The sequence below is a fragment of the Thalassotalea sp. Y01 genome (assembly GCF_012932945.1).
Taxonomy (GTDB): Bacteria; Pseudomonadota; Gammaproteobacteria; order Enterobacterales; family Alteromonadaceae; genus Thalassotalea_A.
The window spans coordinates 17,452-41,673 of the sequence record NZ_JABBXG010000014.1 but is presented as its reverse complement, the minus strand read 5'-3'; the positions used below and the strand labels follow the sequence as shown (position 1 = coordinate 41,673).

The 24,222-nt window shown below is 42.6% G+C and carries 24 protein-coding genes; 19 read left to right on the top strand and 5 right to left on the bottom strand.

Going from position 1 to position 24,222, the window contains the following annotated elements; all coding sequences use genetic code 11:
• Positions 1 to 98 precede the first annotated feature (98 nt).
• From gyrB to dnaA, 4 genes are read right to left on the bottom strand one after another with little or no spacing between them, the layout of a single operon-like run.
• Positions 99 to 2,537, bottom strand: coding sequence for a DNA topoisomerase (ATP-hydrolyzing) subunit B (gene gyrB, locus HII16_RS16015; protein ID WP_169131748.1), 2,439 nt, complete (start codon positions 2,535 to 2,537; stop codon positions 99 to 101).
• A complete protein-coding gene (gene recF / locus HII16_RS16010) occupies positions 2,530 to 3,630 on the bottom strand; it encodes a DNA replication/repair protein RecF (RefSeq protein WP_169131746.1) in 1,101 nt (366 codons plus the stop codon). Before recF ends, gyrB begins: the two co-directional genes overlap by 8 nt.
• Before the next feature lie 6 nt (positions 3,631 to 3,636).
• Complete coding sequence (gene dnaN / locus HII16_RS16005) at positions 3,637 to 4,740, bottom strand: DNA polymerase III subunit beta (protein ID WP_169131744.1); 1,104 nt, start codon at positions 4,738 to 4,740, stop codon at positions 3,637 to 3,639.
• Positions 4,741 to 4,755: 15 nt separating this feature from the next.
• Positions 4,756 to 6,123, bottom strand: a complete 1,368-nt coding sequence (gene dnaA / locus HII16_RS16000; RefSeq protein WP_135438680.1) for a chromosomal replication initiator protein DnaA — start codon at positions 6,121 to 6,123, stop codon at positions 4,756 to 4,758.
• A gap of 664 nt (positions 6,124 to 6,787) precedes the next feature.
• Between dnaA and rpmH the strand changes: the two genes are divergently transcribed.
• From rpmH to HII16_RS15905, 19 genes are all read left to right on the top strand, one after another.
• Entirely contained in the window at positions 6,788 to 6,922 is a 135-nt protein-coding gene (gene rpmH / locus HII16_RS15995) for a 50S ribosomal protein L34 (protein ID WP_135438679.1), read from the top strand.
• 33 nt (positions 6,923 to 6,955) lie between these two features.
• The gene (gene rnpA, locus HII16_RS15990) at positions 6,956 to 7,318 is read left to right on the top strand and encodes a ribonuclease P protein component (protein ID WP_135438678.1); all 363 of its coding nucleotides are present in this window, start codon (positions 6,956 to 6,958) and stop codon (positions 7,316 to 7,318) included.
• The gene (gene yidD / locus HII16_RS15985) at positions 7,279 to 7,527 is read left to right on the top strand and encodes a membrane protein insertion efficiency factor YidD (RefSeq protein WP_135438677.1); all 249 of its coding nucleotides are present in this window, start codon (positions 7,279 to 7,281) and stop codon (positions 7,525 to 7,527) included. The genes rnpA and yidD overlap by 40 nt, the downstream gene beginning before the upstream one ends.
• A 6-nt stretch (positions 7,528 to 7,533) precedes the next feature.
• Positions 7,534 to 9,201 (top strand): membrane protein insertase YidC, encoded by a 1,668-nt coding sequence (yidC, locus tag HII16_RS15980; RefSeq protein WP_135438676.1) that lies wholly within the window; start codon positions 7,534 to 7,536, stop codon positions 9,199 to 9,201.
• 218 nt (positions 9,202 to 9,419) lie between these two features.
• Positions 9,420 to 10,799, top strand: coding sequence for a tRNA uridine-5-carboxymethylaminomethyl(34) synthesis GTPase MnmE (gene mnmE / locus HII16_RS15975; protein WP_211183541.1), 1,380 nt, complete (start codon positions 9,420 to 9,422; stop codon positions 10,797 to 10,799).
• A 208-nt stretch (positions 10,800 to 11,007) separates the two neighbouring features.
• Positions 11,008 to 11,451, top strand: a complete 444-nt coding sequence (locus tag HII16_RS15970; protein WP_169131742.1) for a flavodoxin domain-containing protein — start codon at positions 11,008 to 11,010, stop codon at positions 11,449 to 11,451.
• 405 nt (positions 11,452 to 11,856) lie between these two features.
• The gene (mnmG, locus tag HII16_RS15965) at positions 11,857 to 13,746 is read left to right on the top strand and encodes a tRNA uridine-5-carboxymethylaminomethyl(34) synthesis enzyme MnmG (RefSeq protein ID WP_169131740.1); all 1,890 of its coding nucleotides are present in this window, start codon (positions 11,857 to 11,859) and stop codon (positions 13,744 to 13,746) included.
• A gap of 203 nt (positions 13,747 to 13,949) precedes the next feature.
• The gene (rsmG, locus tag HII16_RS15960) at positions 13,950 to 14,573 is read left to right on the top strand and encodes a 16S rRNA (guanine(527)-N(7))-methyltransferase RsmG (RefSeq protein ID WP_169131738.1); all 624 of its coding nucleotides are present in this window, start codon (positions 13,950 to 13,952) and stop codon (positions 14,571 to 14,573) included.
• Positions 14,574 to 14,689: 116 nt separating this feature from the next.
• Positions 14,690 to 15,472: a ParA family protein gene (locus tag HII16_RS15955; protein ID WP_169131735.1), complete on the top strand. Its 783-nt coding sequence runs from the start codon at positions 14,690 to 14,692 to the stop codon at positions 15,470 to 15,472.
• An 18-nt stretch (positions 15,473 to 15,490) separates the two neighbouring features.
• Complete coding sequence (locus HII16_RS15950) at positions 15,491 to 16,375, top strand: ParB/RepB/Spo0J family partition protein (protein ID WP_169131733.1); 885 nt, start codon at positions 15,491 to 15,493, stop codon at positions 16,373 to 16,375.
• Between the two features lie 205 nt (positions 16,376 to 16,580).
• On the top strand, positions 16,581 to 16,979 hold the full coding sequence (locus tag HII16_RS15945) for an ATP synthase subunit I (protein WP_169131731.1): 399 nt from the start codon (positions 16,581 to 16,583) through the stop codon (positions 16,977 to 16,979).
• A gap of 12 nt (positions 16,980 to 16,991) precedes the next feature.
• Entirely contained in the window at positions 16,992 to 17,819 is an 828-nt protein-coding gene (gene atpB, locus HII16_RS15940) for a F0F1 ATP synthase subunit A (RefSeq protein ID WP_169131729.1), read from the top strand.
• A 294-nt stretch (positions 17,820 to 18,113) separates the two neighbouring features.
• On the top strand, positions 18,114 to 18,335 hold the full coding sequence (gene atpE / locus HII16_RS15935; RefSeq protein ID WP_135438667.1) for a F0F1 ATP synthase subunit C: 222 nt from the start codon (positions 18,114 to 18,116) through the stop codon (positions 18,333 to 18,335).
• Between the two features lie 48 nt (positions 18,336 to 18,383).
• On the top strand, positions 18,384 to 18,854 hold the full coding sequence (atpF, locus tag HII16_RS15930) for a F0F1 ATP synthase subunit B (RefSeq protein WP_135438666.1): 471 nt from the start codon (positions 18,384 to 18,386) through the stop codon (positions 18,852 to 18,854).
• A gap of 14 nt (positions 18,855 to 18,868) precedes the next feature.
• A complete protein-coding gene (gene atpH / locus HII16_RS15925) occupies positions 18,869 to 19,402 on the top strand; it encodes a F0F1 ATP synthase subunit delta (RefSeq protein WP_169131727.1) in 534 nt (177 codons plus the stop codon).
• A gap of 14 nt (positions 19,403 to 19,416) precedes the next feature.
• On the top strand, positions 19,417 to 20,958 hold the full coding sequence (atpA, locus tag HII16_RS15920; RefSeq protein ID WP_169131725.1) for a F0F1 ATP synthase subunit alpha: 1,542 nt from the start codon (positions 19,417 to 19,419) through the stop codon (positions 20,956 to 20,958).
• Between the two features lie 25 nt (positions 20,959 to 20,983).
• The gene (gene atpG / locus HII16_RS15915; protein ID WP_135438663.1) at positions 20,984 to 21,844 is read left to right on the top strand and encodes a F0F1 ATP synthase subunit gamma; all 861 of its coding nucleotides are present in this window, start codon (positions 20,984 to 20,986) and stop codon (positions 21,842 to 21,844) included.
• A 34-nt stretch (positions 21,845 to 21,878) separates the two neighbouring features.
• A complete protein-coding gene (gene atpD / locus HII16_RS15910; protein ID WP_169131723.1) occupies positions 21,879 to 23,264 on the top strand; it encodes a F0F1 ATP synthase subunit beta in 1,386 nt (461 codons plus the stop codon).
• A 30-nt stretch (positions 23,265 to 23,294) separates the two neighbouring features.
• Positions 23,295 to 23,720 (top strand): F0F1 ATP synthase subunit epsilon, encoded by a 426-nt coding sequence (locus HII16_RS15905; protein ID WP_135438661.1) that lies wholly within the window; start codon positions 23,295 to 23,297, stop codon positions 23,718 to 23,720.
• Between the two features lie 96 nt (positions 23,721 to 23,816).
• Here the strand turns inward: HII16_RS15905 and HII16_RS15900 are convergent, their stop codons facing one another.
• Positions 23,817 to 24,212, bottom strand: a complete 396-nt coding sequence (locus HII16_RS15900; protein WP_169131721.1) for a 2Fe-2S iron-sulfur cluster-binding protein — start codon at positions 24,210 to 24,212, stop codon at positions 23,817 to 23,819.
• Positions 24,213 to 24,222 lie beyond the last annotated feature (10 nt).

Here is a 24,222-nt window from a genome sequence, read left to right as displayed (position 1 = left end):
GTTAAAGCAAGCTATCAACAAAGCCTTGAGTGACTAAAAAGAAACCCGGCATAAGCCGGGTTTTTATATTGTCATATTTTGTATGCTAAACAGCGAAACTAGACATCCAAGTTAGCTACATTAAGAGCGTTGGTCTCGATGAAGTCGCGACGTGGTTCAACGTGATCACCCATTAAGGTATTGAACAACTGATCGGCAGCGACAGCATCTTCGATAGTCACCTGTAACATACGACGTGTTTCAGGGTCCATAGTCGTTTCCCAAAGCTGTTCTGGGTTCATCTCACCCAAACCTTTATAGCGTTGGATATATTGACCACGTTCAGACTCTTTTAATAACCATGCGCGTGCTTGCTCGAAAGAATTCACGGGTTGAATCTTCTCACCACGTTTAACGTAAGCACCCTCTTCCATCAAACCGTTAATCGCTTCGTTAAGCTCCATAATGGCTTTAAATTCAGAAGAATGGATAAAGTCATAACCAAGGTTATAAATCGTGTCTATGCCGTGCATACGAACGTTAATCGATGGGTAGTAAATATTACGTTCTTGATCGTGAGCAACCGTTGCCGAATAAATCGAACCGCTATCACCATTCTCTTGTAAAAGATTGACGAAATCTGTGGTCCAAGATTCTACTTTGGCTTCTTCGCTAAACTCGCCATTGATGATTTTGTCAGCCTGTAATAACTGCAGTAATACATCTTCTGGGATTTGACGTGAAACACGGTTAATGATTGCCATCGTATCGCGATATTGATTAAACAAGCTTTCTAAGGCAATACCAGATAACGCTGGAGCACTTTCATTAACGTGAATAGACGCATTCTCTAGAGCCAAAGTCGTAAAGTATTGCTCTTTTTGGTCATCATCTTTTAGATAACGTTCTTGCTTACCTTTCTTAACTTTGTATAGCGGCGGTTGCGCAATATACATGTAACCACGTTCAATGATTTCTGGCATTTGACGGTAGAAGAAGGTCAATAGCAAGGTACGAATGTGCGAGCCATCGACATCAGCATCGGTCATGATAACGATAGAATGATAACGGGTTTTGTCTGGATCATATTCGTCACGGCCGATACCACAACCAAGTGCGGTGATCAGAGTGCCTACTTCCGCAGAAGATATCATCTTGTCAAAGCGTGCTTTTTCAACGTTAAGAATCTTACCTTTTAACGGTAAAATTGCCTGATTCTTACGATTACGACCCTGCTTGGCTGAACCGCCCGCAGAGTCACCCTCCACTATGTATAGTTCAGAAAGTGCTGGGTCTTTCTCCTGACAGTCAGCCAATTTACCTGGTAAACCGGCGATATCTAACACACCTTTACGACGGGTCATTTCACGAGCTTTACGCGCAGCTTCACGTGCACGTGCCGCATCGATAATCTTCATGATAATGGTTCTCGCAGTACCTGGATTTTCAAGTAGGTATTCACCTAATTTTTCACCCATAGCTTGTTCAACTGCGGTCTTAACTTCACTCGATACAAGTTTATCTTTGGTTTGTGAAGAGAACTTAGGATCAGGCACTTTAACAGAAATAACCGCGGTTAAACCTTCACGCGCGTCATCACCCGAGGCATTGGTTTCACCGCCACCTTTGGCTTTCTTGTTCAAGCCTTCTTTGGTCATGTAGCTATTTAAGGTACGTGTCAACGCGGTTCTGAAACCACTTAAGTGGGTACCACCATCGCGCTGTGGAATGTTATTGGTAAAACAGAAAATGTTTTCCTGGAAACCATCATTCCATTGCATCGCAACTTCAACAACAATACCGTCTTCACGTTCAAGATCGAAGTAGAAGATTTCTTGGTTAACCGGGGTTTTATTGGTATTTAGGTAATCAACGAATGCCTGGATACCACCTTCATAAAAGAAGTGATCTTCACGACCATCACGCTCATCAATTAGCTTAATTGATACACCTGAATTCAAGAACGATAATTCACGAATACGTTTGGCTAAAATGTCGTAGTGAAACAAGGTATCAGAAAAGGTTTCGCTGCTTGGCCAAAAACGTACGGTAGTTCCCGATTTGTCCGTTTCACCAACTTCTTTTAACGGTGCTTGAGGTTCACCCATGGCATAAGTTTGCTCATGAACTTTACCGGCACGGCGAATGGTCAGTTCTAGCTTTTCACTCAAGGCGTTTACAACCGAAACACCAACACCGTGCAAACCACCAGATACTTTATAGCCCGAATCTTCACCACCAAATTTACCACCAGCATGCAAGACGGTTAAGATAACCTCTGCTGCCGATACACCCTCTTCTGGGTGAATATCAGTAGGAATACCACGACCATCATCTTTAACAGATACAGAACCGTCACCGTGAATGGTAACAATGATATCTTTACAATGATCGGCTAAGGCTTCATCGATTGAGTTATCAAGAACCTCAAAAACCATATGGTGCAAACCAGTACCATCATCGGTATCACCGATGTACATGCCTGGTCTTTTACGTACAGCATCTAGGCCTTTTAAGACCTTAATACTGGACGAATCATAATTATTTTCTTCACTCATGTTTTTCGCCTTGCGTTATTTCCGTTACTACGCCATGTTTCACGTGAAACATTTTATAATTTTGTTGCTCTGGAAGCATGGCCTCCAGGGCATTTTTTTCAATCGCGGTAATAAAAAGTTGGCAGGTCAATTTGCCAATTGCTTTCGCTAATACCGCCCGAGAATGTTGGTCAAGCTCCGCACCAATGTCATCAATAAGTATGATTGGCGCGATTTGCTGACTTTCAAAAATCAGGTTTGCTTGAGCTATAGTTAGTGCCATTAGGAACAACTTTTGTTGTCCTCGAGACAATACCTGCTCTACTGGTTGCCTATTGAAACTAAATTGCACATCAAACTTATGTGCGCCAAACAAGCTATAACCGTATTTAATTTCCCGCTCATTGTGCTCTGCTAATAACTCGTGTAGTTGTCTTGATTTGCTCCAACCACGTTGATATTGCAAGGCAATGTTATCCGCCAAATCAGGCATGATAATCGCGAGCCATTTGTTTAATTCGTTTGCCAAGCGTTCAATATAGTCACTGCGAACTTTAGCAATGATCTCAGATTGCTGACAAAACAGCTGGTTATAATAGTCCAACTGTTGTCCAACAATGCGCTGTCTTAAACAAGCATTGCGTTGTAATAATACTTTTTTAAACTCGCGCCAAACACCCACAAATGAATGTTCCACGTGAAACAATCCTAAATCAACAAACTTACGACGCTCTTTGGGACCACCAAAAAACAAACGAAATGTTTCTGGTGTAATCACTTGCACCGCGACATGCTTGGCCAAATCGGAAAGACGAAACTTACTGTCGCCATTAATGCGAATTTGTATTTCGCCCTGCTTGCCTCTTTGCACGCCCAATTGATGATTTTGGTCATCTTTGGCACTGACCACAAAATGGTCTTTTTCGCTCTGGATTAAATTTTCAATTTTATTGGTACGAAACGACTTACCGTGACCAAGAAAAAAGACACTCTCTAATAAACTGCTTTTACCAGAACCATTATCGCCAACAATCAAATTTAGCGATGGCGCAAAATTGATGTTGGCGTAGTCTAAATTTCGAAACTGATTTACCGTTAAACTCTGTATACTCATTACCAATTACAAGCGCATTGGCATGATCACATACAATGCTTCAGCAGTTTGATCTCCTTCAACAACCACACTAGAGTTGGCATCCGATAAAGTGAATTTAACGTTGTCATCTTTAATGGCACTGAGTACATCAAGGATATAACTGACGTTAAAACCAACCTCAAGCGCTTCATATGGAAAATCAATTTCCAGATATTCTTCCGCGGATTCTTGCTCTGGGTTATTGGCAGTAATTTTTAATTCGTTAGCGGAAAAGTTGAGGCGTACCCCTTTAAACTTTTCATTCGACAAAATTGACGCGCGAGACAACACTTGGCGCAAATCATCTTTAGGTGTAATTAACACTTTATCGCCATTGCGTGGCAATACGCGGCGGTAATCAGGGAAGCGACCATCGACTAATTTACTAGTAAACGAAAAGTCGGTATCGATAATTCGAATATGATTGCTGCCTAAGAAAATCTGTACATCTTCATCTACCGGGTCAAGTAAACGGATAATCTCTAAAATACCTTTACGCGGTACAATGACCTGGCGTGCAGGTAGAGACAAATTATCATTTACAATTTTACAAATTGCCAAACGATGACCGTCTGTGGCTACCGAACGAATTTCATTATTTTCTGTTTCTATCGACATACCGTTCAGGTAATAACGGACGTCTTGGTTAGCCATCGAAAAATGAGTACTTTCTATCAATCGTAACAGTTGCGATTTATGCAAAGAGAATTCAACATCTCCCTGCCAAGATTCAATGTTTGGAAAGTCCGTCGCTGGCAGGGTCGCTAAAGAGTATCGTGAACGACCAGAGACCATGTTTATGGTCTCGCCATTTAAGCTAAATTCGATCTGCGCCGAATCTGGCATACTCTTACATATATCCAATAATTTACGTGCTGGTACGGTGATTTTTCCATCTGAGCCTTGGTTGTCAATTTCAGTGCTTGAAACCATCTCAAGCTCTAAATCAGTGGCCACCATAGTAAGTGATTGCCCACTTACCTCTAGCAAGATATTACCTAATATAGGTAAAGTGCTTTTACGCTCTACAGCGCCAGACACCAAAAGTAATGGTTTTAAAAGTACGTCCCTAGCTAACGAAAATTTCATTGTTTTTATACCCTGTTACGATGATAGTGTTCTTATTAGATTCGCGTAGTCTTCTTTAATATCGTGAGTCTCTTCGCGTAATTGTTTTACCTTACGACAAGCATGTAATACTGTTGTATGGTCGCGACCACCAAATGCATCACCAATTTCTGGCAAGCTATGGTTAGTCAACTCTTTCGCTAAGGCCATCGCGATTTGTCGCGGACGTGCAACCGAACGATTACGACGTTTCGATAAAATATCCGCCACTTTAATCTTGTAATACTCAGCAACCGTGCGCTGAATATTATCTACAGTAACCAATTTATCCTGCAGTGCCAACAAATCACGCAATGCTTCACGGACAAAATCGATGGTAATCGGTCGACCTGTAAAGTTGGCGTTGGCAATAACCCGGTTTAATGCCCCTTCTAACTCTCGAACATTAGAACGCAAACGCTTGGCAATAAAGAACGCCACTTCATCAGCCAGGTTAATATTACTTTCTTGTGCTTTGCGTTTTAAGATGGCAACGCGGGTTTCCAGTTCAGGTGGCTCAATGGCCAACGTAAGACCCCAACCGAAACGTGATTTCAGTCGATCTTCAACACCCGAAATTTCTTTTGGATATCGGTCACTGGTAAGAATGATTTGTTGATTGCCCTCAAGTAGGGCATTAAAGGTATGAAAAAACTCTTCTTGAGTACGCTCTTTATTGGCAAAAAACTGAATATCATCGATCAATAGTGCATCGACACCACGATAATATTGCTTAAACTTTTCAATCTCGTTGTTTTGCAGAGCTTTTACCATATCCTGAACAAAACGTTCGGAATGCATATAGGCTATTTTGGCATTGGGCTTATTGCGTAAGATGCCATTACCGACCGCATGCAACAAGTGAGTCTTACCAAGGCCGGTGCCACCGTATATAAATAGTGGGTTGTATGCTTGACCGGGATTATCGGCTACTTGCGACGCTGCCGCACGAGCAAGTTGGTTCGACTTACCTTCAACAAAGTTATCAAAGGTATATTTGTCACGAACATTGGTCGTTTTAGGAATATTCGGCTCAACCTGTTGGTTGCTGACAGTCGCTTCGGGCTGACTACTGGCGGCAAAATTTTGCGCCACTTCATTCGCTACAGATGTGGTTTGCATTGGTTTGCTACCAACATCAAAGCGCACTTCTGGCGGATTATTGCCAGCTAAAGCGACTAACTGAGTAATGCGTGTCAGGTATTTCTCGCGAACCCAATCGAGCACAAAGCGATTCGGTGCGTATAAGGTCATGGTGTTATTGTCTACAACGCATTGCAATGGACGAATCCACATACTAAATTGTTGCGCAGGCAATTCTTCTTCAAGAACTGACAAACAACTTTGCCAGAGTGAATGTTCCACTCATAAACTCCTGTCAGTGATCATAATTTCCACTCTTAAAAAAGGAAAGCAACAGGTATAGGATAACAATCGACGATTTTGTCTTTAATAGTGCGCATTTTATTAACCGCTAAAGCTCAGTCGACTGAATGATATACAAGAAGGCTGGAAACGATCTTTCATTATTATGTTTTAATACTGCAGCCATTATCACCTGAGTTATCCACAAGTGCAATACGGTAAAAACATTAATTTATCTTGGTTCGCAATAAAATATTCAAACCATTGATTTATAATCACTTTATTAATAATTTATTTTACTATATCGGCCTTAAAATCTAGCAGATTTGGCTATCTCTGATCAGGCGTTTGCAGTAAAGTTATCAACCTTAAGATCGACAATTGTTATAAAACTGTGGACGACAGCGTATTTTTACGACATTAGGGCTTGTTTTTAACGCATTTAAGCGATTATGATCGCATTTACAACAGATCGCGATCAATTCAGATCCGATAAAGGATCCTTTTTAAGCACAACGGAGATCTTTTCTACAATTAATTGTTTTTAACCGTTGACTTTATCGCCCTTTATATTTAGAATTCGCCCTCAATTTTTAACACTGTGCTCCGAAAACGTTTGTTTACGGTAGCTAACAAACCAAACGGACAAACAGGAAAAAGTATCATGAAAAGAACTTTTCAACCTTCAGTACTAAAGCGTAAGCGTACTCACGGTTTCCGTGCTCGCATGGCAACTAAAAACGGCCGTGCAGTAATTGCACGTCGTCGTGCAAAAGGTCGCGCTAAGCTTAGCTCGTAATCCTTATATCTAACATATAAGGAAGTTACCCACATGGGTCACTATGAATTTAATCGGGAGTCACGTCTGTTGACTCCTGGTCAATTCAAATCAGTCTTTGACAATCCTTCTAGATTTGGCTCAAGCCATTTCACTATCCTTGTTACCTCAAATACCTTAGATAAACCTCGTTTAGGCATGGCTATTGCTAAAAAACGGGTAAAACTCGCTGTTCAACGCAATCGAGTAAAACGTCTAGTTCGGGAAAGTTTTCGCAAAAATCAGCACAAATTACCTGCCGTAGATATGGTTGTTATGGTAAAGTCGGGTATTGATCAGCTTGATAACACGATGATTAATCAACAACTGGAAAAGGTATGGCGGAAAATAAAACAGCGGCACAAAAGCTCGTTATAGCTCCCATCATTGCCTACCAACGCTGGCTGAGTCCAATGTTGGGCAACAATTGTCGATTTAATCCGTCTTGTTCGCATTATGCGATAGAGGCAGTGAGCCGCTTTGGTGTAGTAAAAGGCAGTTGGTTAGCAACGAAACGTATATTAAAATGTCATCCGCTAAGTGCGGGTGGTGAAGATCCCGTTCCAAAATCGAAACAAGAGAATTAACACATTATGGAATCACAACGCGGTTTGCTCTTTGTCGGCTTGTTGGTGGTCAGCTTTTTGCTGTTTCAACAATGGCAAGTAGATAATGCACCAGTACAACAACCGACTCAAGAAAGTCAGGATGTGCCTCAAAATAACGCTAACTCTGGTGAGGAATTTGTTCCTGCATCATCAGATACTGCTAGCGAAGTAGACGTAAATACCCAAACAACAAGCGCTGGCGGTGTTATCACTGTAACCACCGATGTTTTGGAATTTAAAATTGATACCCAAGGTGGTGACATTATTGCGGCCAACTTGCTAGCGTACGAAACCGAGCAAGATAGTGGTATCGCAATGCCAATTTTGACGGAGCAAGGTTTTACCTATGTTGCGCAAAGTGGTTTGATTGGTGCGCAAGGTCCTGATGCCAGTGCCAGCGGTCGTCCAATTTATAACACCTCGGCGACAGAATATAGCTTAGCTGAAGGTAGTGACTCATTAAAAGTAGACCTTACCTTTAATAAAGACGGTATTAACGTAACCAAGTCATTTGAATTCAAAAAAGGCGCTTACGATGTTGCGGTTAATTACCAAGTAAATAACCAAACGCAAACCACAGCGTCTGTGCAACTATATGCACAACTTAAGCAATCAAGTTACGTTGATAGCGATTCATCAATGATGATGCCAACCTATCGTGGTGCGGCTTACTCAACCACAGAAAGCCGTTATGAAAAATACGACTTTGACGATATTGAAGACGCTAACCTAAAAGAAACCACCAAAGGTGGCTGGGTTGGTATGCTACAACATTACTTCGTATCGGCTTGGGTACCTGAAAGCCAGGCGACCAACCAACTATATACCCGTTACTTAGCCAACAATGGCCAAGCGGTTATTGGTTTTAAAGCGCCGGTAACCACAGTCGCAGCGGGTGCAACCGAAACGTTAACCTCGACCTTTTATGTTGGTCCAAAAGATCAGGAAAAACTTGAGAAAATCGCCGAAGGTTTAGATTTAACCGTAGATTACGGCTTTTTATGGATGATCTCACAACCGCTATTCTGGTTGTTGTTAGCGATTCAAGAAATTGTTGTTAACTGGGGTGTGGCGATCATCATGATCACCATCGTGGTTAAGACATTAATGTATCCATTGACCAAAACACAATACACATCAATGGCTAAGATGCGTAAGATCCAGCCGAAAATGGCGGCGTTAAAAGAACGCTATGGTGACGACCGTCAAAAGATGTCGCAATCGATGATGGAGCTTTACCGTAAGGAAAAAGTAAACCCTGCCGGTGGTTGTTTACCATTAATACTGCAAATGCCGATATTCCTAGCCTTGTATTGGGTATTCATGGAATCTGTAGAATTACGTCATGCTGAATTTGCACTATGGATCACCGACTTATCGTCGAAAGACCCATACTACATTCTGCCTATTCTAATGGGTGCTTCAATGTTCCTAATGCAGAAGTTGCAGCCAGCAATGACCACCGACCCTATGCAACAAAAAATGATGCAATGGATGCCGGTATTCTTTACTTTCTTCTTCTTATGGTTCCCATCAGGTCTAGTACTTTACTGGTTGGTGTCTAACGTCATCACCATTATCCAGATGCTGATAATATTCAAGTCTATTGAGAAAGCCGAAGAACAAGCCAAATTAAAAGGCAAAGCGAAATAATTATTTGCTGATAGATTGAAAAAGACCTGCTAAGTCAGGTCTTTTTTTATGGCTGATGATTAATAACGCAGGCAGATAGCTAGCACTTAAGCTCTGCTAATGGCTGATATATAAGCAAACCCATTCAGGCCGTTGTAAATAATATTTGTGCATTTGTGGTTACCACACGACTTAATCGTTTATAATCCAACACATAAATAGCCTTATTTACACCTTTTATGTCTGAGCAAATAATCAGTAATACCGAAACAATCGCAGCACAAGCTACCGCGCCTGGTCGAGGCGGTGTTGGTATCATTCGCGTTTCCGGTCCTTTAGCGACCGTCGCCGCACAACAAATTTTGAACAAAGTACCGCAAGTTCGTACGGCCGAATATCTGCCTTTTTATGACCAACAAGGTGAGGTTATTGATCAAGGTATTGCGCTATTTTTTAAAGGTCCTAACTCGTTTACTGGCGAAGACGTGCTCGAACTACAAGGCCATGGCGGTCCAGTCATTCTCGATATGTTGCTCAATCATGTGATCAGCCTTGATGCGATTCGCATGGCCAGACCAGGTGAGTTTTCAGAGCAAGCATTTATCAATGATAAGTTGGATCTAACCCAAGCTGAGGCCATAGCCGACCTGATCAATTCAAGCTCAGAGCAAGCTGCTCGTGCCGCCCTGCATTCATTGCAAGGTGACTTTTCAAAGCTGGTTCATCAGTTGGTTGATGAAGTCATACATTTACGAATGTATGTCGAAGCCGCCATCGATTTTCCCGAAGAAGAAATAGATTTCCTTGCCGATGATAAGGTCAGTGATGATCTAAACCAAATCATCGTTAAAGTTGCCGATGTATTGAAACAAGCACAACAAGGCGCCATTATTCGCGAAGGTATGCGTGTGGTTATCGCCGGTCGCCCTAATGCCGGTAAATCCAGCTTACTTAATGCGTTAAGCGGTAAAGACACAGCCATTGTTACCGACATTGAAGGTACAACTCGTGACGTGCTATCAGAACAAATTCATATTGATGGTATGCCACTACATATTATCGATACAGCGGGTCTGCGTGATTCTCCAGACAAGGTTGAGCAAATAGGTATAGAACGTGCCTGGAAGGAAATACAACAAGCAGACAGAGTGCTGCTGATGATTGAATCCGGTAAAGGTGAAAGTAACGACCCTCAGCAATTCTGGCCTGAGTTTTTCGAGCGCTTACCAGACGATCTCGGCTTAAGTGTTGTTAAAAACAAAGCCGATATTAGTGGCGCCGAAACCGGTTTTAGCATTGAACATGACAATGAAACCATCACTTTATCAGCTAAAACAGGCGATGGCATTGACGCCCTAAAAGATCATTTAAAACAGATTATGGGTTATCAAGGCTCTACTGAAGGTACCTTTATGGCGCGCCGCCGTCATATTAATGCGTTGCAAATGGCCGAACAGCATTTACTCACCGGACGCGAACAGCTGCATTCCTTTGTTGCCGGAGAAATACTTGCCGAAGAGCTGCGCATATGTCAGCAACACCTCAATGAAATTACCGGTGAATTTACCTCAGATGACCTACTAGGACAGATATTCTCATCATTTTGTATAGGTAAATAATACGTTTAACCAGAAATTGTGGTTAATACCACGATTTCGAATAACAGTTTCTATTAAATTTACACCAAGTCATCCCAGCGTAGGCTGGGACCTCCTTGCTTGATAGTGTGCCTTTAACGAAGCCACCTAAAACCTGAAGGAGATCCCAGCAAAAGGCATGGTTGGGTGACAGTGATTCGTTTCTAAATTAAGTTTTAAAGGGACAACAATGGCATCATTTCAAATTATCGTCGGCTCAATGTTAGGCAATACAGAATACATTGCTGAGGCAGCACAAACTGTCTTAGAAGAGCTTGGCCACCAAACAAATATCCATTTTCAGCCAATTTTTGAGCAAATAGAAAAAAAAAATCAGAAATGGCTTTTATGTACTTCGACCCATGGTGCCGGTGATTTCCCTGAAAACATCGAAAATTTTATACACGATCTAAACGGTAGTGATATTAACTTTGATGATCTACCTTTTTTAGTGATCGCTGTTGGTGATACCAGCTACGACACCTTTTGCCAAGCCGGAAAATCGTTATATAACATGATGTTAAATAAAAATGCTAAAGCGATTAATGAAATATTTACGATCGACATGATCAATATTGATGATCCAGAATTGGCTGCAGATCAATTTATGCGATCAATAAGTGATCAGTTATAAAGTACTTATGCACAATTTACGATCTAAAAATAAGCTATTGTGGATAAAGCTGGGTAAAACATATTAATTTTCTATTATTATTCAGTGATCAAATTTAAGTCTCGATCAGCTTGTGGATAAACAGCCCTTTTGATCAAAGGTTTTAACAAGGTTGATCAAGTATTGATCACAGCAATTGATCCACTCTAAAATCATGTTCTATATAGTAAAAAAGCACTTATCCACTGAAAATGCGATCACTAATAAGTAATAATAATAAGATCTATATAAAGATCTTTATATATATTTAAGATCGCATTGCCGATCGAATAGATGATCTTTTTAACATATTGATCATTTCCCTAACGCATAAATAACGGTACAATTACCACCCTTTTGAAAAGATCCAAGTGAGGCGTTTATTTAATGTGGTATCAAGATAATTTTGATGTGATTGTTGTAGGTGGTGGACATGCAGGTACCGAGGCAAGCCTTGCTGCTGCGCGCATGGGCTGCAAAACACTGCTACTGACACATAATATTGATACCCTAGGTGCAATGTCCTGTAATCCAGCCATTGGTGGGATCGGTAAAGGTCACCTGGTTAAAGAAATAGACGCTCTAGGTGGTTTGATGGCTGAGGCCATTGATCACAGTGGGATCCAGTTTCGTACATTAAATTCTTCTAAAGGTCCTGCTGTACGTGCCACACGTGCTCAAGCGGATCGTCTTTTATACAAAGCCTATGTACGTAACTACTTAGAAAATCAAGAAAATTTAACTATTTTCCAGCAAGCTTGTACTGATTTGATCATGGATGGTGATCGTATCGGTGGTGTCAATACTGAAATGGGCTTGAAGTTTAAAGGTAAAACCGTGGTGCTAACGGTCGGTACTTTCCTTGCAGGCCAGATTCATATTGGCTTGAATAACTATCAAGGTGGCCGCGCCGGTGATCCAGCATCACAAACCTTGGCGGATCGACTAAGAGATATGCCGTTTAGGATCGATCGTTTAAAAACCGGTACACCACCGCGCCTAGATGCTCGTACACTCGACTTCTCTGTAATGCAGGAGCAAGCTGGCGATGCACCGGTACCGACGTTCTCATTTATGGGCAAAACAGAGCATCATCCACAGCAGATTTCGTGTTACATCACCCACACCAATGAACAAACACATCAGATCATTCGTGATGGATTGGATCGATCGCCAATGTACACCGGTGTGATTGAAGGTGTAGGTCCTCGATACTGTCCGTCAATTGAAGACAAAATTACTCGTTTTAGTGACAAAGACTCTCATCAAATTTTTGTTGAGCCTGAAGGCTTAACCACCCATGAAATCTACCCGAATGGTATTTCAACCAGTCTGCCATTTGATGTGCAGATGGATTTGGTGCGCTCGATTAAAGGTTTTGAAAACGCGGCTATCACCCGACCAGGTTACGCCATTGAGTATGATTTCTTTGATCCTCGTGATTTGCAGCAAACCTTAGAAAGTAAATTCGTTGAAAACTTATTCTTTGCTGGTCAAATCAACGGTACGACCGGTTATGAAGAAGCTGGCGCTCAAGGCTTAATCGCCGGTATGAACGCAGCCTGTCGAGCTCAAGACAAAGACGGTTGGACGCCAGGTCGTGAACAAGCGTACACCGGTGTGTTGATCGATGATCTTTCTACCTTGGGTACCAAAGAACCGTATCGTATGTTTACCTCTCGCGCCGAATATCGTTTGTTATTGCGCGAAGACAACGCTGATATCCGTCTTACCGAAAAAGGCCGTGAATTGGGCCTTGTTGGTGATGAACGTTGGGCACGCTTTTGTGACAAGTTGGAAAACATCGAACAAGAACGTCAACGTCTGAAAACGACTTGGGTGCACAAAGACCATCCGGCATTGGAAAAATTAAATCCAATGTTGAAAAACCCGATTTCACGTGAAGCCAATCTAGAAGATCTTTTGCGTCGTCCTGAAACTCGCTATCAAGATCTGATGGCCATCGAAGAGTTGGGTCCAGCATTAGCGGATACCCAAGCGGCAGAGCAAGTAGAGATTCAAACCAAGTATCAAGGTTATATTGATCGTCAACAGGATGAGATCGAAAAGAAAAAACGCCATGAAAACACCTTGATACCAACAGACTTTGATTACGGTAAGATTTCTGGTTTATCAAACGAGGTTGTCGCCAAATTAGCCGATGCAAAACCAGAAACCTTGGGCAAGGCTTCACGCATTTCTGGTATTACCCCAGCCGCGGTTTCGTTATTGCTGGTGTATTTGAAAAAGCACGGTTTACTGCGCAAGAGCGCTTAGTTGTTCACTAAACTCTAAACTTGCATTCCGTCATCCCGGCGAAAGCCGGGACCTGGTTCCGTCATAAAGTGTTTCTAACTTAACCTGAAAATCCCCAAAAATTGTTATCAAACACCATTAAATCTTTATTCTCACGGTCGTTAGATATAAACTAGAGCGCTAAATTTGAGCGCAACATATCTTTCCACGTTTGAGGCCTTGTCATGGATTTAACCGCTGACTTAACGTCTTTGCTGAACAAAACTGACTTGCAAGTTACTGATCAACAAATTGCTAAATTGGTTGGTTATGTCGAGTTATTGGATAAATGGAATAAGGCTTACAACTTAACATCGGTACGTGATCCAAGAGAGATGTTGGTTAAACATATTCTTGATTCATTGGTTAACGGCCCACACCTAAACGGTGAACGTTTTATTGATGTTGGTACCGGACCAGGTTTACCAGGTATTCCGTTGGCAATTCTTTACCCGCAAAAGCAATTTGTGTTACTCGACAGTTTGGGTAAACGCATCACTTTCTTAAAACAGGTGGTGTATCAATTGAAACTGGAAAACGTAACGCCAGTGCAATCACGAGTCGAAGCGTACCAACCAGAACCTAAATTTGATGGCGTGTTATCGCGCGCATTTGCGTCGCTGCAAGATATGTTGTCATGGTGCAAGCACTTGGTCAGCGATGATGGCCGATTTTATGCGTTAAAGGGTGTATATCCGCAACAGGAAATAGAATTAATGCCTGAGGATATCGAACTGGTTAACAGTGTCACCCTGCAAGTCCCTGAGCTTCAAGGGGAAAGGCACTTGATAGAGTTAAAATTGCGTTAAAAGCAAAAAAAGTTGACCACAAGTGCAAAAAAATTTGTTAAGTTAGAATACTTAACAGTTTAAAATATCAACAATAACGTCGTTAATAATTATTTCTGTTTTTATTCGGGGAAAACGTGGCTAGAACCATTGCAGTTGCCAACCAAAAAGGTGGTGTTGGCAAAACCACAACGTCTGTCAATTTAGCAGCGTCTCTTGCAGCTACCAAGCGCAAGGTCTTGCTGATCGATCTCGATCCTCAAGGAAATGCCACCATGGGTAGTGGTGTCGATAAATATGACGTCCATGCCACCAGCTATGAGTTATTAATTGATGAAAAACCACTGCCAGAAGTGATCTGTACAGAGACCACAGGTGGTTATGATCTTATCGCGGCCAATACCGATGTTACCGCAGCAGAAATCAAACTGATGGAAGTGTTTGCCCGCGAACTGCGTCTGCGTAATTCACTGGCGCCATTCCTTAATGATTATGATTTTATCATCATTGACTGCCCACCATCGCTAAACATGCTTACCGTTAATGCCATGGGCGCAGCCGATTCGGTATTGGTACCGATGCAATGTGAATATTATGCCCTTGAAGGGTTAACCGCTTTGATGGACACCATCGCCAAAATGGCACAAGTGGTAAACTCTGATTTGCACATTGAAGGCATTCTGCGCACCATGTATGATCCGCGCAATCGCCTTGCCAATGACGTTTCCGAACAACTTAAACGTCATTTTGGCGACAAAGTCTATCGCACCGTTATTCCTCGTAACGTGCGTTTGGCTGAGGCACCCTCATTTGGTACTCCAGCCATGTATTACGATAAATCAGCAACCGGTGCAAAAGCTTACTTAGCGTTAGCCGGTGAAGTATTAAAACGACATACACAACCGGCGCCGGTTGAGTAATTGAGATAAAGGATAACAATGAGCAGTTCAAAACGTCGTGGTTTGGGTAGAGGTTTAGATGCCCTGCTAACAGCAGCACCTAGAAAACAACCAGAGTCAGCGAATGACGGTGTCGAGGTTGTAGCTGAGCAAAGCGATTTACAAAAACTGCCAATTGAATCTTTACAGCCTGGTAAGTATCAGCCGCGTAAAGATATGTCCGAAGACGCTTTAGAAGAATTATCGAGTTCAATCAAAGCGCAAGGTATTATTCAGCCAATCGTGGTTCGCCCGGTTGCTCAAGACAAATACGAAATCATCGCCGGTGAACGCCGTTGGCGCGCTGCCCAATTGGCAGAAATCGATATGGTTCCGTGTTTGATTAAGGATGTACCAGATGAGTCGGCGGTCGCTATCGCCCTTATTGAAAACATCCAACGTGAAGATCTTAATGCGATGGAAGAAGCCGTCGCCTTAGAACGCCTGTTACACGAATTTGAACTCACCCATCAAGAAGTAGCTAGCGCTGTTGGTAAGTCTCGCACCACAGTAACCAATCTACTTCGTCTAAATAGCCTCAATAGCGAGGTTAAAACCTTCCTTGAAAATGGCGATATTGAAATGGGCCACGCTCGCGCCCTACTCGCCCTCGATGGTGATTTACAAACGACTACCGCTCGCACGGTTGCCGCGAAAGAATTAACGGTTCGCGATACCGAAAAACTGGTGAAAAAAGTCCAACAACCAGAGGTTGAAAAACCGACAATGGTTAAAGACCCTGACACCATAAAACTTGAAGAAAGTTTAGCGGAGCGTATCGGATCACCGGTCGCTATCAAGCACAACAAAAAAGGCAAAGGGCAAATGGTTATATCTTACGCCTCTTTAGCTGAGCTTGATGGTATTTTGTCGAAGATAAAATAGTTGTTTAAAAGCTAATCAAACAACCGGTCACCGTAAATTTAACAAGCCATTTACGCTTATTTTAAATTCGCTAAATTGTGCAAAAGGAATAGCGGGAAAAGTTGCAAAAATGCTGTAAATCAGTATACTTGCGCACGCGTTTGACTATAAAAAAATCAATAGCTAAAAAGTGTAGCTTTTGTGTGCAGTTTCTTGGGAGTTACCGGTGACTAATATTTTAACAAAACCGGGTAAAAAATACGCATTTACACAATTGTTTATACAGTTGATAGTAACGCTCCTAAGTACGATAACAGTTTATTTTAATTGGGGATTTTCTCCTGCTTACGCGGCAATGGCCGGTGGTGCAGTGAGTATTATCCCTAATTTTGTATTTGCTCTTAAGGCATTTAGATATGCCGGAGCACGCCAAGCAAAACAGGTCGTCGACTCGTTTTACTCAGGCGTAAAACTGAAAATGGTGTTAACAGCAATTTTATTTGCATTGTGTTTTAAATTTCTCGATTTAGCGCTGTTACCATTTTTTGTGACATTTTCCTTGACCATGGTTGCACCGTTTTTGACAGCCGTGGTTTATAAAATTTTTAACTTTAACCAACAATAATTAGGATAGAAGATGGCTGCAGATACAGGCTCTTATATCAATCACCATTTGACGAACGCGCAAATGTGTATGACAGACAGTGGCGTTGCTTTTAACAAAGCATGTGCTGATGCAGGTTTTTGGACCTTGCATGTTGACACATTGGGTTGGTCAATTGTTCTTGGTTTGATATTTCTACTCACTTTTCGCTCAGTTGCTAAAAAGGCAACAACAGGCGTTCCTGGTAAACTTCAATGTGCCGTAGAAATGGTAATTGGCTTTGTCGACTCGAGCGTCAAAGAAACTTTCCATGGTAAAAATGCACTGATTGCCCCACTTTCATTGACCATCTTCGTATGGGTTCTCCTAATGAACGCGATGGACTGGGTACCCGTTGACTGGATTCCTACGATTGCGGGTTTAATTGGCCAGTACGGTTTTGGTATGGACCCACATGATGTTTACATCAAATCGGTACCTACCACAGATATGAACATGACATTTGCATTATCTATTGGTGTATTTGCCTTAATCATTTTCTACTCAATCAAAATTAAAGGTTTCGGTGGCTTCGCTAAAGAACTTACTTTACAACCATTTAACCATTGGGCATTCATTCCAGTTAACTTCATTCTGGAATCCGTTACCCTAATCGCTCGTCCAGTATCACTGGCACTGCGTTTGTTCGGTAACCTATATGCCGGTGAGCTGATCTTCATCTTGATCGCCACAATTGGTTTGTTCCAATTGCCAGTTCACTTCTTGTGGGCAGCGTTCCACTTATTAGTAATTCCTCTTCAAGCGTTCATTTTCATGATGTTGACTATCGTGTACTTGAGCTTGGCGCATGAAGATCATTAATTAGTCGGGAACAAATTAACACCGCTAGGATAGCGAGCCCCAACGGGGTGAGGAGCATGGATGCTTCGAATACTAATCTCGACTGATTAGTTAAACGTATTCGACCCCTTCGGGGGGTAAGGCAGGAAGCCTGACATACGAATAAAAACGGATTTTATAAACGGCTCTTAAGGTTTAGGAGCCAACCCGAAGGGTAAAAAGAGCAGGGATGCTCAGAAAACAAATTTAATTTTATTAAATACTTAAATTTTTAATTTTTAACTTTAACTAACTATAAAATAACTGGAGATACACATGTTATATATTGCTGTTGCTCTACTAATCGGTATGGGTGCACTAGGTACTGCGATTGGTTTCGGTCTACTAGGTGGCAAGTTCCTAGAATCTGCTGCTCGTCAACCTGAACTAGCTCCACAGCTTCAAGTAAAAATGTTCATCGTTGCTGGTCTAATCGATGCGATCGCTATGATCGGTGTTGGTATCGGTCTATATCTACTATTCGCTGTTGGTGCATAAGACAACACTTAACCCTTGCGAATTAATTAGATAATAGGAGAGACGAATATGAACATGAATGCTACCTTAATCGGTGAATCAATTGCATTTATCGTATTTGTTATCTTTTGTATGAAATTCGTATGGCCGCCAATTATGGCTGCTATCGAAGACCGTCAAAAGACTATTGCTGATGGCCTAGCTGCTTCTGACCGTGCTGCAAAAGACCTTGAGCTTGCTCAAGAGAAAGCTGCAGCACAACTTAAAGAAGCAAAAGCTCAAGCTGCTGAAATCATCGACGCTGCGAAAAAACGTGAAGCTCAAATGATGGATGAAGCTGCTGAGAAAGCCCAAGCTGAACGTGATAAAATCATCACTTCAGGTCAAGCAGAAATAGAATCAGAGCGTAACCGTGCACGCGAAGAGCTACGTCAACAAGTAGCTACTCTTGCTGTTGCAGGTGCAGAGAAAATTCTTGAACGCTCTATCGATGCCGCTGCGCACAGCGACATCTTAGACAAACTAGTTGCTGAACTTTAAGAGAGGATTGAGCTATGTCTGAATTGACTACAATTGCTCGTCCTTACGCTAAAGCAGCGTTCGATTTTGCCGTTGAAGCTCAAGCAGTTGATGCTTGGTTAGAGATGCTAGTATTTGCATCTGAAGTAAGCCAAAACGAAACCATCACTACCTACTTATCTGGTGGTATGGGTGTGGACCAGGCAACTGACCTGTTCCTAAACGTTTGTGGCGAACAGCTAAACGACAAAGGTCAAAACTTTATTAAAGTAATGGCTGAAAACGGACGTTTGTTGGTGCTACCACAGGTAGTTGCTCAATTCGCTGAATTAAAAGCAGAATTTGAGCAAGAGGTATCTGTAGATGTGGCGTCTGCGGTAGAACTTAGCGCAGAACAAGTAACTACATTAAGCGCCGCGCTTGAAAAGCGTTTGGCTCGTAAAGTTAAGCTAAATTGCACAGTTGATGCCAACGTCGTGTCAGGCCTTATTATCAAGGCTGGTGATATGGTAATTGATGGTTCGGTTCGTGGTAAACTGGATCGTTTGGCTAACACAATGCAATCCTAATCGGGGAAATGAGCATGCAATTGAATTCCACTGAAATCGCTGAGTTGATCAAAAATCGTATTGATCAATTTGACGTTGTTAGTGAAGCTCGTAACGAAGGTACCATCGTTTCTGTAACAGACGGTATCATTCGCATTCACGGCCTTGCAGATGTAATGCAAGGTGAGATGATCGAACTTCCTGGCAACCGTTATGCTATCGCGTTAAACCTTGACCGTGATTCGGTAGGTGCGGTAGTAATGGGTCCTTACGCGGATCTTGCTGAAGGCGTAAAAGTAAAAGGTACTGGCCGTATATTAGAAGTACCAGTAGGTCGCGGTCTATTAGGCCGTGTTGTTAACACTCTTGGTGAGCCAATTGACGGTAAGGGTCCTATCGATAACGATGGTTTCTCTCCTGTTGAAGTGGTAGCGCCTGGTGTTATCGACCGTAAGTCTGTTGACCAACCAGTTCAAACTGGTATCAAGTCAATTGACTCAATGATTCCAATCGGTCGTGGTCAGCGTGAGCTAATCATCGGTGACCGTCAGGTTGGTAAATCTGCGATCGCACTTGATGCAATCATCAACCAGAAAGATACTGGTATCAAGTCAATCTACGTAGCTGTTGGTCAAAAAGCATCAACTGTTGCTAACGTAGTACGTTCTCTAGAAGAGCACGGTGCACTTGAAAACACTATCGTTGTTGTTGCCTCAGCTTCTGAAGCTGCTGCACTACAATACCTAGCACCATATTCTGGTTGTACTATGGGTGAATACTTCCGCGACCGCGGTGAAGATGCCCTAATCATATATGATGATTTGTCTAAGCAAGCTGTTGCTTACCGTCAAATCTCACTTCTACTTCGTCGACCGCCAGGTCGTGAAGCATACCCTGGTGATGTTTTCTATCTTCACTCGCGTCTACTAGAGCGTGCTGCTCGTGTAAACGAAGAGTATGTAGAGAAGTTCACTAACGGTGAAGTAAAAGGTAAGACAGGTTCACTAACTGCTCTTCCTATCATCGAAACACAAGCTGGTGATGTATCTGCGTTCGTTCCTACAAACGTAATTTCAATCACCGATGGTCAGATCTTCCTTGAGTCTAACCTATTCAACGCTGGTATCCGTCCTGCTGTAAACGCAGGTATCTCGGTATCACGTGTTGGTGGTGCAGCTCAAACTAAGATCATCAAGAAGCTTGGTGGTGGTATTCGTCTAGCACTTGCTCAATACGCAGAATTAGCAGCGTTCGCTCAGTTCGCATCAGATCTTGATGACGCAACTCGTGCACAACTTGAGCATGGTCAGCGTGTTACCGAACTAATGAAGCAAAAACAATACAGCCCACTTTCAGTGGCTGAAACGTCTGTTTCATTGTTCTCAGCGGAAAAAGGTTATTTAACTGACATCGAAATCAGCAAGATTGGTGATTTTGAAGCAGCTCTACTTAGCTACGCTAACAACGAACATGCTGAGCTAATGGCTACCATCAACGAAACTGGTAACTACGATAAAGATATCGAAGCAGGTTTAGCGAAGATGCTTGACACGTTCAAGTCGACTCAAACCTGGTAATTAACAGTTTTCGGAGACAATAGTCATGGCCGTCGGTAAAGAAATTAAAGACAAGATCGGAAGTGTAAAAAATACACAGAAGATCACCAGCGCAATGGAAATGGTTGCTGCATCTAAAATGCGTAAAACGCAAGATACGATGGCAGCTACTCGTCCTTACGCTGAAAAAATCAGAAACGTGATCGGTCACATCGCGCTTGGTAACTTAGAATATCGCCATCCATATATGGAAGCGCGTGATGCTAAGCGTGTAGGCTATATCGTAATTTCTACCGACCGCGGTCTTTGTGGTGGTCTAAACGTTAACTTGTTCAAACAGGTCTTAAAAGACTCTGCCAAATGGCAAGAACAAGGCGCTGAAGTTGAGTTTGCATTAATCGGTTCTAAAGCCGCAGCATTCTTTGGTAGCTTTGGCGCTAACGTTACAGCACAAAAATCCGGTTTAGGCGACAACCCTTCTGTAACTGATTTAATCGGTTCAGTTAAGGTTATGTTGGATGCCTATGACAACGGTGAAATCGACAGATTGTTCGTTGTGTACAACAAGTTTGAAAACACAATGAGCCAGAAGCCGACAATCGATCAATTGTTACCTTTACCTAAGTCAGAAGATGACACTATCGCACATCGTTGGGATTACATATACGAACCAGATGCTCAAGCATTGCTTGATCAATTACTGGTTCGTTATATCGAATCTCAAGTGTACCAAGGCGTGGTTGAAAACCTAGCGTCTGAGCAAGCTGCTCGTATGGTCGCGATGAAAGCTGCTACAGATAATGCTGGTAGCCTAATCGACGATTTACAATTGGTATACAACAAGGCGCGTCAAGCGGCGATTACTCAAGAATTGGGTGAAATCGTTGCTGGTGCTGCTGCGGTATAGGTAAAGAGATTAATTTAAGTTTAGAGGAATAAACATGAGTGCAGGTAAAATAGTGTCAGTAATTGGCGCAGTTGTGGACGTTGAGTTTCCACAAAATGCTGTACCTCAGGTATATGACGCATTAAACATCACTGAAGGTGACCTAGCTGGTCGTGTACTTGAAGTACAACAACAGCTTGGCGGTGGCGTAGTACGTACTATCGCTATGGGTTCATCTGACGGTTTGCGTCGTGGTCTGAATGTAGAAAATAGTGGCAACCCTATCCAGGTACCAGTTGGTACTGCGACTCTTGGTCGTATCATGGATGTATTGGGTTCGCCGATTGATGAAGCTGGCGATATCGCAACTGACGAGCGCTGGACGATTCACCGTGAAGCTCCTTCATATGAAGAGCAAGCGGCTTCAAACGAATTACTAGAAACTGGTATCAAAGTAATCGACCTTGTATGTCCATTCGCTAAGGGTGGTAAAGTTGGTCTATTCGGTGGTGCTGGTGTTGGTAAAACCGTTAACATGATGGAACTTATCCGTAACATCGCAATCGAGCACAGTGGTTACTCAGTATTCGCTGGTGTTGGTGAGCGTACTCGTGAAGGTAACGATTTCTACCATGAAATGAGCGAATCTAACGTACTTGATAAAGTAGCGCTAGTTTACGGTCAGATGAACGAGCCTCCAGGAAACCGTCTTCGTGTAGCGATGACTGGTCTTACTATGGCTGAGAAATTCCGTGACGAAGGTCGTGACGTACTTTTCTTCGTAGATAATATTTACCGTTATACCCTAGCGGGTACTGAGGTATCGGCACTTCTAGGTCGTATGCCATCAGCGGTAGGTTACCAGCCAACTCTTGCAGAAGAGATGGGTGTTCTACAGGAGCGTATTACGTCAACTAAGACTGGTTCAATCACGTCAATCCAAGCGGTATATGTACCTGCGGATGACTTGACTGACCCTAGTCCAGCGACTACTTTCGCTCACTTGGATGCAACTGTTGTACTTTCTCGTGACATCGCTGCGCAAGGTATCTACCCTGCAATCGATCCACTAGATTCTACTTCTCGTCAGCTTGACCCACTAGTTGTTGGTAATGAGCACTACGATGTAGCACGTGGCGTACAGTCTACTCTACAACGTTACAAAGAGCTTAAAGATATCATCGCTATCTTGGGTATGGACGAGCTTTCTGAAGAAGATAAGCAAACTGTTGCCCGTGCACGTAAAGTTGAACGTTTCTTATCTCAGCCATTCTTCGTTGCTGAGGTATTCACTGGTTCTCCAGGTAAGTACGTTTCTCTTAAAGACACTATTTCAGGCTTCAAAGGCATCCTAGCGGGTGACTACGATGACCTACCAGAACAAGCGTTCTACATGGTTGGTTCAATCGAAGAAGCTGCTGAAAAAGCGAAAAGCATGTAATTTGGCCTAAAGTAGGCACAGGAGACTAATATGTCAGCCATGACCACACATTTGGATGTAGTAAGTGCAGAAGAGAGCTTATTCTCTGGTCGCATTGAATCATTACAAATTTCTGGTAGCGAAGGTGAGCTAGGTATTATGCCTGGTCACGCACCTTTACTAACAGCACTTAAACCAGGTATGGCGCGTATTGTTAAACAACATGGCACCGAAGAGGTAATTTACCTTTCAGGCGGTATGTTGGAAGTTCAACCAGGTTCAGTTACCGTTTTAGCCGATGTGGCTATGCGTGGTGGCGACCTAGACGAACAAGCTGCTTTAGAAGCCAAGCGTCGTGCTGAAGAGCACATTGCAAGCGCATCTGCTGACGTAGATTACGCAGAAGTTGCTGCAGAGCTAGCCAGAGCGGTAGCGCAATTACGTGTTATCCAGGAAGCGAACAAACATAGGAAGTAAGTAATTACTTCATTGAAAAAAGGCGCCAATAGGCGCCTTTTTTATTATTTATGGTTAATTACAATGAGAAAAACTTATCGCGAGTGCAAACTCGTTTTAATTCCCCGCCGCAATCATTAAGATAATGCCGTCGAGTTCATCACGCATCTTTATTTGGCAGGCAAGGCGAGACGTTGCGGTGACCTCTTCTTCAGCTTGCGATTGCAGCATGTAGTATTCATCTTCGCTCATTTCATCAAGTTTATCGAACCACTCTTGCTCAACCACACAATGACAGGTAGCGCACGCCGCATCACCGCCACAGACACCCGGCATCGCGTAAATTTCATTATCAAACGCAGCATCAAGTAGGCTCTTGCCATTTTCAACATTGACTTCGTGCACGGTACCGCACGGCTCTATATAGGTTACTTGGCCCATTAATTGGTCCTTATCACTGACTTTGCCCCAGTATAAGTAATTACCCTGCGCTAAACTGGTTAAAAACAGCACATCGCTTAAC